We start from the raw sequence: 14194 nt of genomic DNA, 5'->3' as shown, positions 1-14194 counted from the left end.
GTAATCGCCATGTGGCTGCTGGTCCTCGCTTATCTCGGTGGTGTGCTGACGATTGTCAGCCCGTGCATTCTGCCGGTATTGCCGTTTGTCTTCGCCCGCACCGGGCAACCCTTCGTCAAAAGCGGGTTGCCGCTGCTGGTGGGCATGGCGCTGACCTTCGCGCTGGTCGCCACGTTGGCGGCGGTGGGCGGCGGCTGGGTGGTGCAACTCAATCAGTACGGGCGCTGGCTGGCGCTGGTGTTCGTGGCGTTGTTCGGTCTGACGCTGTTGCTGCCGCAACTGGCCGAGCGTCTGACCCGGCCACTGGTGGCGGCGGGCAGTCGTTTGTCGGAGGCGGCGGGTGCCGATGCACGGCCACGTCCTGGTGCTTCGCTCCTGATCGGCGTGGCCACCGGCCTGCTGTGGGCGCCGTGCGCCGGGCCGATCCTGGGCCTGCTGCTGACCGGTGCGGCGCTGCAAGGCGCCAGCATTCAAACCACCTTTTTGCTGCTGGCGTACGCCGCCGGTGCCGCCACTTCCCTCGCGCTGGCCTTGTTGCTGGGCGGCAAAGTCTTCACCGCGATGAAACGCTCGATTGGCGCGGGCGAATGGCTGCGTCGCGGTCTTGGCGGGGCGATGCTGGCCGGTGTGGCAGCGATTGCCCTAGGTCTGGACACGGGGATTCTGGCGCGGTTTTCCACGGCGTCGACCAGTGGTATCGAGCAAGCGCTGGTGGAGAAACTGTCCGGCAAGTTACCGCGTAACAGCGGGGCGATGATGGCGCAAAACTCGACCTCCGTCGGCGCGGTGCAAGTGGCTGACAAAACCCCGGGCACCTTGCCGGTCGAAGGCAACCTGCCGTCACTGGAGGGCGCCGTGCAATGGCTCAACTCGCCACCCCTCGATGCCCAGGCCTTGAAAGGCAAGGTCGTGCTGGTGGATTTCTGGACCTACTCCTGCATCAACTGCCTGCGCTCGCTGCCCTATGTGAAAGCCTGGGCCGAGAAGTATCGCGATCAGGGCCTGGTGGTGATCGGCGTGCATGCGCCGGAGTTTGCCTTCGAACGCGATGTCAACAACGTCACCAAAGCCATGAAGGACCTGGGCATCAACTACCCGGTGGCCATCGATAACGAGTTCAAGATCTGGCGCGCCTTCAACAACGAGTACTGGCCGGCGCATTACTTTGCCGACGCCCAGGGACGCATCCGTTATCACCATTTCGGCGAAGGCGCGTACGCCGAATCGGAGCGGGTCATCCAGCAATTGCTGCGCGAGGCGGGGGCGGCCAAGGTCGCCGACGGGCTGATCAGTGCCAAGGCCGATGGCGTGCAAATGGCCCCGGACAAGGACGCCGTGCAGTCGCCGGAAACCTATGTCGGCTACCAGCGTGCTGAGCATTTCGTGCCCGAAACCGCGCTGGTGCCGGACAAGGTCGCGGCCTACAACCCGCCGGCGCAACTGGCCCTTAACGACTGGAGCCTGGGCGGCCAGTGGCATGTCGGCCCGGAGCGGGCCACCGCCAGCGCACCGGCCAGCCGCATCGTCTATCGCTTCCACGCCCGTGATTTGCATTTGGTGCTCGGCCCTGGCGCCGATGGCAAACCGGTGCGTTTCAAAGTGCTGATCGACGGCAAGGCCCCCGGCGATGCCCATGGCATGGACGTGGCACCCGATGGCAGCGGCACCGTGACGGACCAGCGCTTGTATCAACTGGTGCGCCAGAGCGGCGGCGTGACCGACCGGACCTTCAGTATCGAGTTTCTTGATCCGGGGGCGTCGGCTTACGCCTTCACTTTCGGCTGATAACTGTTCAACGCTTCAGGAGTTCGCCCCATGAAAACACTCTTTACCTGGCGCCGTATCCTGCTGGGGCTGGCGGCTGCCGGCATCATCAGCCAATGCTCGGCCTTCTCTTTCGGCGGTGCCGAAAAGGCGGTCATCCTTCCACCGCCGGCCCTTGATGAAAGCACCCAGGCCCGCAGCGAAACCGCGGTGTTCGCCGGCGGCTGCTTCTGGGGCGTCCAAGGGGTGTTCCAGCATGTCAAAGGCGTGAAGAACGCCGTCTCCGGCTACGCGGGCGGGGCGGCCAATACCGCGCAATACGAGCGCGTCAGCAACGGCAATACCGGCCATGCGGAGTCGGTCGAAGTCACGTTCGATCCAGCCCAGGTCAGTTACGGCACTTTGCTGCAGATCTACTTTTCAGTGGCGCACAACCCGACCGAACTCAACCGCCAGGGCCCGGACAGCGGCACCCAGTACCGCTCGGCGATCTTTACCAAAAACGCTGAGCAGCAGCGGGTCGCACAGGCCTATATCACCCAGCTCGATGCCGCGCATGTCTTCGACAAACCGATCGTGACCAAACTCGAAACCTTCAACGGTTTCTACCCGGCGGAGGAAGAACACCAGGATTTCCTGACCGAACATCCGACCTATCCGTACATCGTGATCAACGATTTGCCGAAGGTCGCGCAGTTGAAACAGCTGTACCCGGATCGTTATCAGGAACAGCCGGTGCTGGTGAAGGCGGGGATGTAGTGAATGGGGAATCGACGACCCTGGCACTGAATCGTCGGTCAGCGGATCAGTGCTTGCCCCACAGCTGCATGGCGAATTCGACGAAACGGCGCAACTTCGGCAAACGGTGGCGATCCTGGGCATAGACCAGGTGCATCGGCCGGCTGGGCGGACAGTAATCGGGCATCAAGGCCAACAGCTTTCCGTCCTTGAGGTCCTGCTCGACCAAGGCGTCGGGCATCATCACGATGCCCATGCCGGTGCGCGCCGCTTGATGCAGTCCGGCGGAACTGTTGATCAGCATCGGCCCGCCGACCCCCACGCTGACTTCGCCATCGGGACCGGCCAGGCGCCATTCCTTTTGCACCGATTGCCAGTCATCTCCGGCCGGATAGGCAAAGGACAGGCAGTCGTGATAGCGCAGGTCTTCAGGTGTTTGCGGAGTGCCGCGACGGGCCAGGTAGTCCGGTGACGCACACATGGTCAGGGTGTAGTCGATTAGCGGGCGGGCGATCAGGTTGGAGGGCTCCAGCGCCCCAAGGCGAAACGCTACATCGAGGCCGTTTTCCAGCAGATCCGGGCGTCGGTTGGTCAGCACCACGTCAAGTTTCACCCGCGGGTTTTGCCGGCTGAACTCACTCAGTGCCGGGGCCAGGCGCTCGGTCCCGAAGGTCAGGGGCGCGGTGATGCGCAAGGTGCCGCTCGGTTCGTCCAGAGCCTGCTCGGCCAGTCGCTCGGAATCGGCCACCAACCCCAGCACTTCCAGGCAGCGCTGGTAATACGCGGCGCCGAACTCGGTCAGCCGCTGGCGCCGCGTCGTGCGGTTGAGCAGGCGAACACCAAGCCGTTGCTCCAGGGCCTTGAGGTGATTGCCGACCATGGTCGTGGACATTTCACACTGCAAGGCGGCGGCGGTCATGCTGCCGGTCTCCACCACTTTCACGTAGACGGTCATTGCCTGGAATAAATCCATTATCAAGCTCTGCTTTTAAATGATTGAAGTTTTACGGTGTTTATCCAGCTCTGGTGGCTAACCATACTGCAAAAACACCGACCCTTGCTGGAGCTTGATGTCATGACCGCCGCCTGCCTGATGAGCACTTACCAACCCCTGGCCTTGAGTTTCAACAAGGGCCTGGGCACTCGCCTATGGGATCAGGCCGGTCGCGAATACCTGGATGCGGTCGCCGGTGTGGCGGTGACCAACGTCGGCCACTCCCATCCGAAAATCGTTGCCGCCATTACCGAGCAGGCCGGGTTGCTGCTGCACACCTCGAACCTCTACAGCATCGACTGGCAGCAACGGCTGGCGCAGAAACTGACGCAGCTGGCGGGCATGGACCGGGCGTTTTTCAACAACTCCGGGGCCGAAGCCAACGAAACCGCACTGAAAATCGCCCGGCTGCATGGATGGCACAAGGGTATCGAGCAGCCGCTGGTAGTGGTCATGGAGAATGCGTTCCATGGCCGCACCCTCGGCACCTTGTCTGCCAGCGATGGCCCGGCCGTGCGCCTGGGTTTCAACAAGCTGCCGGGGGATTTCGTCAAAGTGCCGTTCGGCGATCTCGGCGCGCTGGACAAGGTGCAACAGGCCTTTGGCTCGCGGATCGTGGCGATCCTGATGGAGCCGATCCAGGGCGAAAGCGGCGTGCAACTGGCGCCGCCGGGCTATCTCAAGGCCGTGCGGGAACTGTGCAACCGGCGCTCATGGCTGATGATGCTCGATGAAATCCAGACCGGCATCGGTCGCACCGGCCAGTGGTTCGCGTTCCAGCACGAAGGCATCGTCCCGGACGTCATGACCTTGGCCAAAGGCCTGGGCAATGGCGTGCCCATCGGCGCTTGCCTGGCCCGTGGCAAGGCGGCCGAACTGTTCACGCCGGGCAGCCACGGCAGCACGTTCGGCGGTAATCCGCTGGCCTGCCGGGTCGGATGCACCGTGCTGGAGATCGTCGAAGAACAAGGGCTGCTGGAAAACGCCCGGCTTCAGGGGGCGCGCCTGCTCGAAAGATTGCGCACAGAACTGGCGGGCAACCCGAACGTCTCGCAAATACGCGGCCAGGGCCTGATGATCGGCATCGAACTCAAGCAACCGATCCGCGACCTGAGCCTGATCGCCGCCCGGGATCATGGCTTGCTGATCAATGTCACGCGGGGGAAAACCATTCGCCTGCTGCCGCCGCTGACCATCGATGAGCGGGAAGTGGAGATGATTGTCAGGGGGGTGTGTCGGGTCGTGAACGCTGGCTGAGGTTCTGCTCAGTAATGGTATCTGCACATCACGACGTGTATTTCTCCGTCTTCAATGGCGTAGACCAGACGATGCTCAGCCGTAATCCGGCGTGACCAGAACCCGCTCAAGTTATGCTTGAGCGGTTCGGGTTTTCCAAGGCCGTCGAAAGGCTCACGTTGGATAGCTTTGATCAACAGGTTGATACGCTTGAGCCCTGCCTTATCGTTCTGCTGGAACCAGAGATAATCGTCCCAGGCTTCAGGGGTGAACTCGATATTCATTCTTCAATCAGTTGCCTGGCTTTGGTTTTGCCGGCTCGCAGGTTACCGATTGATTTGATCAAGCGTTCAGCATTGGCTGGGGAACGGAGCAGATAGGCGGTCTCTTCGAGAGCGTTGTATTCGGCCAATGACATCATCACTACCGGCTCGCCTTTCTGACGAGTTACCAGTAGCGGGGCGCGATCTTCATTCACCCGGTCCATGGTTTGCGCCAGATGTGCCCGAGCGTTGGTGTAGTTGATGGTTTCCATGTGTTTGTCCTCGCTTGATGCAGAGAACGTACAGAAATGAGTACATATTAGCAAGGCGATACCTACGAGTGGTTGTTACGTAGAAAGTGCATCCACATTTGTATCAAGTATCGCCGAATGTTCTTCAGGACGTTTCCGAGACAGGTGTAATCCCATTCTGAGCTACATGCCATCCATCAGGTTTGTGTCAGACCACAGCTCCGGATACTTACGAGTGACGAGCTAGTGCGGTGATTTCCTCCCGGTCTTCCAGCCGGATTTTCGCACCGCAAAACCCCTCGAACAGTTGCTGATGCGCCGCAAACCCACTGGACCCCAGCCGCTGGCGATAACTGCCCGCCCACTCCAGCAAGGCGATAAGCAACAGGTCCTGTTCATCGCGCCCGCCCTCGCGTTGTCGAATGTTGGCCACGCATTCCTCGTCCCCTACACTCAGCCAGATCAGCGCAGTCGCTCGTGGCAGGATTTCACTGACGATCCAGCCGTAACCCCCTTCGATCACCCAGCGCTCCTCATCGGCAGCGATCCGCGCCATTCCCAGCGCTTCATTTCGGGGGCGGGGGATGCTGTGTTCGTCGGACAGCCAGTGAATCCGGTCGAGATCGGTCCAGGGCACACTCAATTGCTCGGCCAGCCGCTGCGCCAGCCAGCTCTTGCCCGAGCCGGAGTTGCCGATGATCAAGGTTCGGGTGAGGTTCATGAGAGACACCGATCAATTGTGGGTGTGAACCTGCTCGCGAAAGCGGTGCTTCAGTCAGCATTGATGCTGGATGTGCTGGTCTTATCGCGGGCAAGCCTGCAGGTACACCAGAATCTGCCGGCCTGTGCGCCTTGAGGTCCATCGGTAACTTGCCGTGCGTCACTGCTCATCATTTCTGTAAGCCCTTTTATAGTGTCAGTTTTTAGACATCGCCGTGATGTGGGTGGTTGTAGTGAGAGCGATTAGGTTGGCTCAGTTGTGAGTTGGGCTTACCTTTACTGCTGGGCTCAGGAAATCTATGTGATAGCCAGAGGAACCGTCCCCAATTGCTATATGAACGCCATTAATTCCTTCGTTTAATTGAGAGTTGATTTTGTAGTCAATGCTATTTGCGATTGTTTCGTTTACTCCAATAGCAAACTCAGTCAGCTTGAGGCCTCTAGGTCCTGCTGCAAGATCCAATAGTTTTATGTGTTCATTGCCATTTGTTTTCAGTGAGGTGATTGTGTTGTCTTCAATGGTCAATAGTGCGCCTTCTTCAGATATGCGATCACTCAACCATTTTAAAGAAATATTTAAGCCTTCTGGTAAAGCTGGGTTGGGTCTTCTAAGAACTGTAAGTATTCCGGATATTTTTAATGCTCCGTGAAAGGAAAACGGACTCGGCTCTTGTGGCTTCATGTGAGCATAATGGACTTCAAAAAACTCCGCCACGGACTGAATGAAATCGTTTTCTATATCCTCGGTAATCAAAGCATAAGGCTGAGCGTGAGGGGCTATCGTTATTTGCGCGTCAGCGTCATTTCCGGTCAAGAAAAATGAGTTGTGTGAATTGAGCATGTTCAGTACACGTCTTTGTGTGCTTAGCGCTCGTTGAAAGTCGCTTATCAATAACAGATTCAAACTATAAAGTGCTGCTTTTAAAGTAGGCTCGAATACTTGTGTTGCACAAAAGATGCTTTTTTTGTGTTTGGTATTTTTCGCAATTTCAAATGTCTTTTTCGCTGCATCATTAGTGAATGAAAAGATGATGCTGTTTTTGGGGAGTCTGTCGATGTCAGAAATGTTGAGTGTCTTGAATCCTAAATTAGAGCACTCTTGGAGGAACTCCCCAAAGTCCGCAATTATGGAAGGCTCTTCTTGACCAAAGAGCGTTGTTATCATCGTTCTGGATAACATTGGAACCTCCTTTTTTGTCGGTGGGCGGCAAGAGCGATCTTGACGCCCATTTTCATCATTTACTCTTCAGTATGAGCCCAAGCTAACGGCGCCCAGCCAAAATTTTCCGGGCCGGAAGTTATGCGGGTGAGCTTTTCTTTAACGACATTTTTCTTTTTCATTTGATCGTCCTTTTTTTCATTTTGTTGGTTTTGTGCTCCCTGGTGGTCCTGAGGGGGCGAAATAATTAATACAGATTTTTTTGATGTATTAAATAGGTTGCTTGAGGTTTTTTTAGAACTAATGAAGCTTGTGAGGTGTCTTGTAAGAGACTCTTGGTTGTTTGTGTAAGTAGCGGCTGTAGTCCTCTTCTGAAAATTTAGTTTTTCACCGAGTTTGGTTGTGATGGACGATCTGAAATCGTTAGGTTGGTCTACGGGGCTCTTTTTACGGGGGGCTACATTCAATTGTTAATAAGGGGGTTGTTTAGTGCAGGAATCAAAGAAATATCTGACGGATACGTCCGTACACCAAGCCTTGTTACTGGCTGATCTAACAGAACCCGCTGCACCCGATCACGCCATTCGATTATTACTCAAGGAGGTCCTTCAAGGATTAACGGATAAAGGCTGGCCACAAGCGCAAGTGCAGACGGGGCCGAGAATTGTCTCAGCTGAAGAAAACTACGGATTGCTCGGTTATGACCCAGCAGAAATCACCCTCGGAAGTGCACACACCCGCTGGGTCGATGAGTGTTCGTTGCTGCGAACGCAAACCACCAGTCAAATTCCAGCAGCGCTTCAGCGAGCTGCCCAGCTACGGCAACCGGGGCAGTCAATATTATTGGCCGCGCCTGGTATCACTTTTCGTCGCGACAGCCGGGATCGTTGGCATTGTGCGGAACCCCATCAGATGGATATCTGGGTGCTCGGTGATCCTGATTTGTCAACGCATGAGCATTTACTTTGCTTGGTCGGCGATATCCTCAAATCTGCCGTGCCAGATATGCCTTGGATCTACAGTGATAGTCCGCATCACTACACTGAGGGCGGGATCGAAGTAAACCTGTTGAATGACGGCGTCCCGGTAGAGGTTCTGGAGTGCGGTCGAATTGCCAAATCATTATTGGAGCGACTGAAGATCGATCCTTTGCGTCATGGAGGACTGGCGCTGGGAATGGGATTGGATCGCTTGACCATGCTGCGCAAAGGCATCCCGGATATTCGTTTGCTACGTGATCAGAACGAACGAGTACAGGCACAGATGCATGATCTGAATCTGTGGAGCGCCGTCTCTCGGTTGCCTTCGATTACTCGAGATATTTCGTTGGCGGTAACGCCGGGGCTGAGCGAGGAGGTGTTGACTGAAAGGATGTTGCAGGCAGCTGGCGATTGTTCAGATTGGATCGAGGAAATGCAGATCAAAGGGCGCTGGGCGTTCACAGAACTGCCTCTGCAGGCCATTGATCGCCTCGGATTGCTGCCGGGGCAGGAGAATGTGCTACTACGTGTTGTACTGCGTGATTGTTCGCGATCAATCACCACTGCTGAGGCGAATGCCTTGTATTCGAAAATTCAGGTGGCACTCCATGAAGGTACGCCGGGGGCGGGTTACAGAATGGATTCCCCCAATATTTAACTGGCCTCTTCGCGAGCAGGCCCACAGGATCTGGAAATAGCACAAGAAGTGTATACGCCAGAAATCCAGTGTGTGCGAGCCTGCTTGCGAAGGCGGTATGACAGTCACAATTGTAGAGTCTGACAGACAGCATTCGTCGGTACGCCGCCCGGAGCAGGTCAGATCGCGGCACCGTCGCTTCCACAGTTTTTTGTGGTGTCTTCTCTGCCTCAATCATCGCTTGCCGGCGCAATCATCCGGGTCTTCGGTGAGCCGTTCGAATTGTGCTGATAGATGGTCTGCGGCTGTCCCAGGTCATTGAAATACACCTGGCCGATCCCCGCCGAGTTCCATAGCCGCTCACCCGCTTCGGCGTGTTCGGGCACGTGGGGCACGATGCGCATGCGTCGACGTTTGGTCAGCCAGTTCAACGGTGAGCGTGGCGAGTACAGCCAGCGGTTGAGGCGGTCGAACCACTCGAGCAGGCTGGGCGGGAATTCATTCTTGATGCCGCTGCTGGTGATCTGCCAGATGCGCGGTCCGGCCTTGCGGTGGCGGATCAGCACTTCGTAGACGAAGGAATAGTGCACATCGCCCGACAACACCACGTAGTTACCCGGGGTGCGCGAGTGGCGGAAAATGTTCAGGATCACCTGTGCCGCGCCGCGATGGGCCATCCAGTTTTCCGCGTCCACCAGCAGTGGATAACCGCACCAGCTGAATACCCGCTGCACGGTTTCAATCAGTTTGACGCCGAAGATCGGCGCCGGCGAAACGATGATCGCACTCGGGTGGTCCAGCAGTTCCTGTTGCAGTTCGCTGAGGGCTTCCCAGTCGAGCAAACCGGAAGGCTGCTTGAGGTTCATCTCGCTGCGCCAGCGCCGGGTGCGGGTGTCGATCACCACCATGGCCGGGGTGGTTGGCAGCACGTAATGCCAGTGCTGAAACTTCAGCAGATCACTGATCAAGTCATCCTGAACCGTGCTGTCGAGGTGAAGGTCGCGTGCGCTGGCGCTCAAGGCTCCGGACTTTTCCAGCAGGGTAGTGAACGCATCCGGGTTGTTGCCCCAGCCCTGGCACAACATGTACGCCAGCAGCGCGTTACCGATGATGCGCCGGGAGAACGGATGGCCGTAGGCTGTTTCTTCCCATTGCGCGGAAAGGTTCCAGTCATCGGTGATGTCGTGGTCGTCGAAAATCATCAGCGTCGGCAGATGCGCCAGTGCCCGCGCGACGTTGCCAAGGCCTGCCTTGAAGGCATCGATGCGCGTCTGCTCAAGGGCGTAGCGCTTGAGCCTTTGCGGCGTCAGCGTCGGTGCCTGGGGCGCGATCAGGGTCCAGGGCACTGGCGACCAGACCAACAAGTACATGGCCATGACTTCGGCGAAGGTCACCAGGTGATTGTCGGCGCTGCTGCTGGTGAAAATCGGCTTGCGCGCGCCACCGAAAAATCGCTCGCGCAGGGTTTCATTGCTTTGCAGTGCCGGCAGCAGATCCGCGCGGTGGTAGTAACTGGCCGGATGCTCGTAGAGCCTGGCGCTGTCGCTGACCACCGCGCCTTCGAGGTGCTCCCCGAACAGGCCCAGACGCTCGATCAAGGCGTGAATCGCCCGCAACATCGGCCCCGCGACATCGTCGGCGTAGACCTGATCGCCAGTCATCATCAGCAGTGCCGGGCGGTCCTTTGCCGCGTGTTCCTGGGCCAGCAACCGGTCGACGCACAGCAAGCCGTCTGTCGCCGGGTGATGAGGTTTGCGGCAAGAACCGTGCAGCAACTGGTCGACCCGTGCGCGCAGGACGAAGTTCGGGCAATGGGCATCGCCATACAGCAGGTGCGGTGCCCAGTCGGCGATGCCTTTTTCTGTGCCATCGATCAGCAGGTCATAGTCGATCGATTCATCCCGGGGCAGGGCGCAATCGAGTTGCACATCGATCAAGTGCACAAAGGCATGAGCCCCCACCGCAATCACCGTGCATTGCCCGGCATCGAGTCGGATATCGCCGACGCCCTGCAAACGCAAGGTCAGCGCCAGCGCCCGGGAACCCACCAGCCACAGCACCAGCCGCATGGGCTCAAGACGCCGCAACAGCGGGCCGGCCAGGACCGGCGGCAGGGCTGGGTGATCGTTGGACAGTGGCAGTGCTTCGGACATCCGGGGTCAAGGCTCTTGGGGAATCGAGGCGGGCGATGATAGCGCAGGTGACGACGGGACCGGCTAGAACGATCCCGTTTCTGCCTGTCACCAAATGAAAAGCCATTGTCGTCTGATGAGAAGCGTCTCAACAGGCCTCGTCCTACAGTCCAATCAGCGCAATTCGATGCAACACGCCCATATTGCAGATTGGAGAATAAGAAAAATGGCCAAAGCCGTACGCTTCTACGAAACCGGTGGTCCCGAAGTTCTACGTTATGAGGACGTCGAAGTCGGCGAGCCCGGTCCCGGCCAGGTTCGCCTTCGTCATGTGGCGGTTGGCCTGAACTATGCCGACACCTATTTCCGTAACGGTACCTACCCGATTCCGATGCCCAACGGTATGGGCGTCGAGGCCTCTGGCGTAGTCCAGGCCGTTGGTGAAGGGGTCACCAACGTCGAGGTCGGTGATCGCGTCACCTATACCGGTTTCCTCAACACCCTCGGCGCTTACAGCACCGAGCGCCTGATCCCGGCCGCGCCGCTGATCAAGCTGCCGGAAACCATCAGCTTCGAGACCGCTGCCGCGATGACCATGCGTGGCCTGACGTCCTCGTACCTGATGCGCCGCATCTACGACTTCAAACCGGGCGACAGCATCCTGTTGCATGCCGCCGCTGGCGGTGTCGGTCTCATCGTTTCGCAGTGGGCCAAGTTGCTGGGCCTGAACGTGATCGGCACGGTTTCGACCGAGCAAAAAGCGGAAATCGCCCGGGCTCACGGTTGTGACCATACGATCAATTACAGCCATGAAGACGTCGCCGCTCGCGTTCGCGAACTGACCGATGGCGTGGGCGTCAACGTGGTGTTCGACAGCGTTGGCAAAAACACCTTCATGGGTTCGCTGGATTCGTTGAAACCCCGTGGCCTGATGGTCTGCGTGGGTACCGCGTCCGGCCCGATCCCGGCGTTCGACCCGGTGATGCTGGCGATGAAAGGTTCGCTGTACCTGACCCGTCCTGCCCTGGCCAACTACATCAGCGACCCTGCGGAAAAAGCCGCCCTGGCCGGCGAGTTGTTCGACCATGTCGGCAGCGGCCGGATCAAGATCGAGATCAACCAGCACTACGCCCTGCAGGACGCCGTGCAGGCTCATCGCGACCTTGAATCGCGCAAGACTACCGGCTCATCGATTTTCGTCGTTTAAGGAGCGGCCAGCCATGAAAGTCGAACAATTGACCTGCAGCATTGGCGCCGAACTGATCGGCGTCAACCTGGCCGACGCGGTGCATGACGATGGTCTGTTTGCCGAGATTCGTGCCCAGTTGCTCAAGCACCGCGTGGTGTTCCTGCGTGATCAGGACATCACCCGCGCCGAGCACGTGGCCTTCGCCCGGCGCTTCGGCGAGCTGGAGGATCATCCGGTGGCCGGCAGTGATCCGGAGCATCCGGGGCTGGTGCAGATCTACAAGAATCCTGACCAGCCGATGGACCGCTATGAAAACGCCTGGCACACCGACGCCACCTGGCGCGAAGCACCGCCGATGGGCTGCGTGCTGCGTTGCGTGGAATGCCCGCCAGTGGGCGGCGACACCATGTGGGCCAACATGGTCCAGGCCTATGCGAACTTGCCGGAAGACGTAAAGGTCAAGATCGCCGACCTGCGTGCCCGCCACAGCATCGAAGCGAGCTTCGGTGCCGCCATGCCGATTGAAAAACGCCTGGCGCTCAAGGCGATGTACCCGGACGCCGAACACCCGGTGGTGCGCACCCATCCAGAAACGGGCGAGAAGGTGCTGTTCGTCAACGCTTTCACCACCCACTTCAGCAACTACCACACCCCTGAGCGGGTGCGCTTCGGCCAGGACGCCAACCCCGGCGCCGGCGAGTTGCTGCGTTACCTGATCAGCCAGGCGTACATCCCTGAGTATCAGGTGCGCTGGCGCTGGAAGCCCAACAGCATCGCCATCTGGGACAACCGCAGTACCCAGCACTACGCCGTCATGGATTACCCGCCGTGCCATCGCAAGATGGAGCGTGCCGGGATTATCGGCGACAAGACGTTCTGATCGAACGCCACCTGCATCCGCACTCGCAGCATTCGCACTCGTAAACACGTCTGCCCGGCACGACCCCGGGTGGGCGGAACAATCATAAGAACTGGCATAAGAACTGGAGTTAACCATGCAATTCTTCGACGATTCCCTGCACCCCGAAAACATGGAAAAGGTAGTCATTACCGTGGCCCCGTACGGCCCGGAGTGGATGCCGGAAGACTTCCCGGAAGACATCCCGTTGACCATGGATGAGCAAGTCCAGAAAGCGGTCGAATGCTATGAAGCCGGCGCCACCGTGCTGCACCTGCATGTGCGCGAACTGGACGGCAAGGGCTCCAAGCGCCTGTCGAAGTTCAACGAGCTGATCGCCGGTGTGCGTGAAGCCGTGCCAGACATGATCATCCAGGTTGGCGGCTCGATTTCCTTCGCTCCGGAAAGCGATGGCGAAGCGGCCAAGTGGCTGTCCGACGACACTCGCCACATGCTGGCCGAGCTGACGCCGAAACCGGATCAGGTCACGGTTGCGATCAACACCACGCAAATGAACATCATGGAGCTGTTGTATCCGGAGTACCTGAAGGGCACCTCCCTGGACAACCCGTTGATCCACGCCGCCTACAGCGAAATGACCGTACCGGCAGGTCCGGCCTGGGTGGCCGAGCACCTCAAGCGCCTGATGGACAACGGCATCCAGCCACACTTCCAGTTGACCGGCATGCACGCCATGGAAACCCTCGAGCGCCTGGTGCGCAGGGGCATCTACAAGGGCCCGCTGAACCTGACCTGGATCGGCATCGGCGGCGGTTTCGACGGCCCGAACCCGTTCAACTTCTTCAACTTCATCCACCGCGCGCCGGACGGTTGCACCCTGACCTCCGAATCGCTGCTCAAGAACGTCATGCCGTTCAACACCATGTCGATGGCCATGGGCATGCACCCGCGCGTGGGCAATGAAGACACTATCATTGATCACAAGGGCGATCGTTTCGGCTCGGTTGCACAGATCCAGCAAACCGTGCGCATTGCCCATGAACTGGGCCGTGAAATCGCCACCGGCAAAGAAGCCCGCGAGATCTACCGCATCGGCGTGCAGTACGAAACCATCGAAGAAACCCTGTTGGCCAACGGCATGGCCCCCAACCGCAAGGCTGGGCAGAAAGGTGTACCGCAACGCGGTTGACCTAGGGTCGGGGCGAGAGGCCGTGACCTCTCGTCCGCCTGACCGTTACACGCTTGATAAGAAAAATAAAACAAAGCTCTTGA

The 14194-nt window shown here is 58.5% G+C and carries 13 protein-coding genes; 7 read left to right on the top strand and 6 right to left on the bottom strand.

Annotated features, from left to right (window positions below):
• The first annotated feature begins 9 nt into the window (after nt 1–9).
• Nucleotides 10–1785 carry a cytochrome c biogenesis protein DipZ gene (locus tag ABIE16_RS06595; RefSeq protein ID WP_429520746.1) on the top strand — a complete coding sequence of 592 codons (1776 nt, stop codon included), beginning with the start codon at nt 10–12 and terminating at the stop codon, nt 1783–1785.
• A gap of 30 nt (nt 1786–1815) precedes the next feature.
• Nucleotides 1816–2523, top strand: a complete 708-nt coding sequence (msrA, locus tag ABIE16_RS06590; protein WP_429520745.1) for a peptide-methionine (S)-S-oxide reductase MsrA — start codon at nt 1816–1818, stop codon at nt 2521–2523.
• Between the two features lie 46 nt (nt 2524–2569).
• On the opposite strand, the gene ABIE16_RS06585 is transcribed toward msrA, so the two are convergent.
• Nucleotides 2570–3475 carry a LysR family transcriptional regulator gene (locus ABIE16_RS06585; protein ID WP_429520744.1) on the bottom strand — a complete coding sequence of 302 codons (906 nt, stop codon included), beginning with the start codon at nt 3473–3475 and terminating at the stop codon, nt 2570–2572.
• A gap of 102 nt (nt 3476–3577) precedes the next feature.
• On the opposite strand from ABIE16_RS06585, the gene ABIE16_RS06580 reads away from it, so the two are divergent.
• On the top strand, nt 3578–4753 hold the full coding sequence (locus tag ABIE16_RS06580; RefSeq protein ID WP_429520743.1) for an aspartate aminotransferase family protein: 1176 nt from the start codon (nt 3578–3580) through the stop codon (nt 4751–4753).
• An 8-nt stretch (nt 4754–4761) separates the two neighbouring features.
• On the opposite strand, the gene ABIE16_RS06575 is transcribed toward ABIE16_RS06580, so the two are convergent.
• From ABIE16_RS06575 to ABIE16_RS06560, 4 genes are all read right to left on the bottom strand, one after another.
• Nucleotides 4762–5016 (bottom strand): Txe/YoeB family addiction module toxin, encoded by a 255-nt coding sequence (locus ABIE16_RS06575; protein ID WP_057716336.1) that lies wholly within the window; start codon nt 5014–5016, stop codon nt 4762–4764.
• Complete coding sequence (locus ABIE16_RS06570; protein ID WP_057716335.1) at nt 5013–5267, bottom strand: type II toxin-antitoxin system prevent-host-death family antitoxin; 255 nt, start codon at nt 5265–5267, stop codon at nt 5013–5015. The genes ABIE16_RS06575 and ABIE16_RS06570 overlap by 4 nt, the downstream gene beginning before the upstream one ends.
• Before the next feature lie 208 nt (nt 5268–5475).
• Complete coding sequence (locus tag ABIE16_RS06565) at nt 5476–5967, bottom strand: adenylate kinase (RefSeq protein WP_218494968.1); 492 nt, start codon at nt 5965–5967, stop codon at nt 5476–5478.
• Between the two features lie 252 nt (nt 5968–6219).
• Nucleotides 6220–7146, bottom strand: coding sequence for a hypothetical protein (locus tag ABIE16_RS06560; RefSeq protein WP_218494969.1), 927 nt, complete (start codon nt 7144–7146; stop codon nt 6220–6222).
• 468 nt (nt 7147–7614) lie between these two features.
• Between ABIE16_RS06560 and ABIE16_RS06555 the strand changes: the two genes are divergently transcribed.
• On the top strand, nt 7615–8763 hold the full coding sequence (locus tag ABIE16_RS06555; RefSeq protein ID WP_057716332.1) for a hypothetical protein: 1149 nt from the start codon (nt 7615–7617) through the stop codon (nt 8761–8763).
• 209 nt (nt 8764–8972) lie between these two features.
• Here ABIE16_RS06555 and ABIE16_RS06550 read toward each other — a convergent pair whose 3' ends face one another.
• On the bottom strand, nt 8973–10895 hold the full coding sequence (locus tag ABIE16_RS06550) for an alkaline phosphatase D family protein (RefSeq protein WP_429520742.1): 1923 nt from the start codon (nt 10893–10895) through the stop codon (nt 8973–8975).
• Nucleotides 10896–11100: 205 nt separating this feature from the next.
• On the opposite strand from ABIE16_RS06550, the gene ABIE16_RS06545 reads away from it, so the two are divergent.
• From ABIE16_RS06545 to ABIE16_RS06535, 3 genes are all read left to right on the top strand, one after another.
• Nucleotides 11101–12081, top strand: coding sequence for a quinone oxidoreductase family protein (locus tag ABIE16_RS06545; RefSeq protein WP_008050013.1), 981 nt, complete (start codon nt 11101–11103; stop codon nt 12079–12081).
• A 13-nt stretch (nt 12082–12094) separates the two neighbouring features.
• Nucleotides 12095–12943: a TauD/TfdA dioxygenase family protein gene (locus ABIE16_RS06540; RefSeq protein WP_057716330.1), complete on the top strand. Its 849-nt coding sequence runs from the start codon at nt 12095–12097 to the stop codon at nt 12941–12943.
• Between the two features lie 115 nt (nt 12944–13058).
• The gene (locus tag ABIE16_RS06535) at nt 13059–14111 is read left to right on the top strand and encodes a 3-keto-5-aminohexanoate cleavage protein (RefSeq protein ID WP_057716329.1); all 1053 of its coding nucleotides are present in this window, start codon (nt 13059–13061) and stop codon (nt 14109–14111) included.
• Nucleotides 14112–14194 lie beyond the last annotated feature (83 nt).

Origin of the sequence: Pseudomonas sp. 2725 (assembly GCF_050434585.1) — a bacterium.
Taxonomy (GTDB): domain Bacteria; phylum Pseudomonadota; class Gammaproteobacteria; order Pseudomonadales; family Pseudomonadaceae; genus Aquipseudomonas; species Aquipseudomonas jessenii.
Note: the sequence above shows the minus strand (reverse complement) of the source record. Positions and strands in the feature narration are given on the sequence as shown.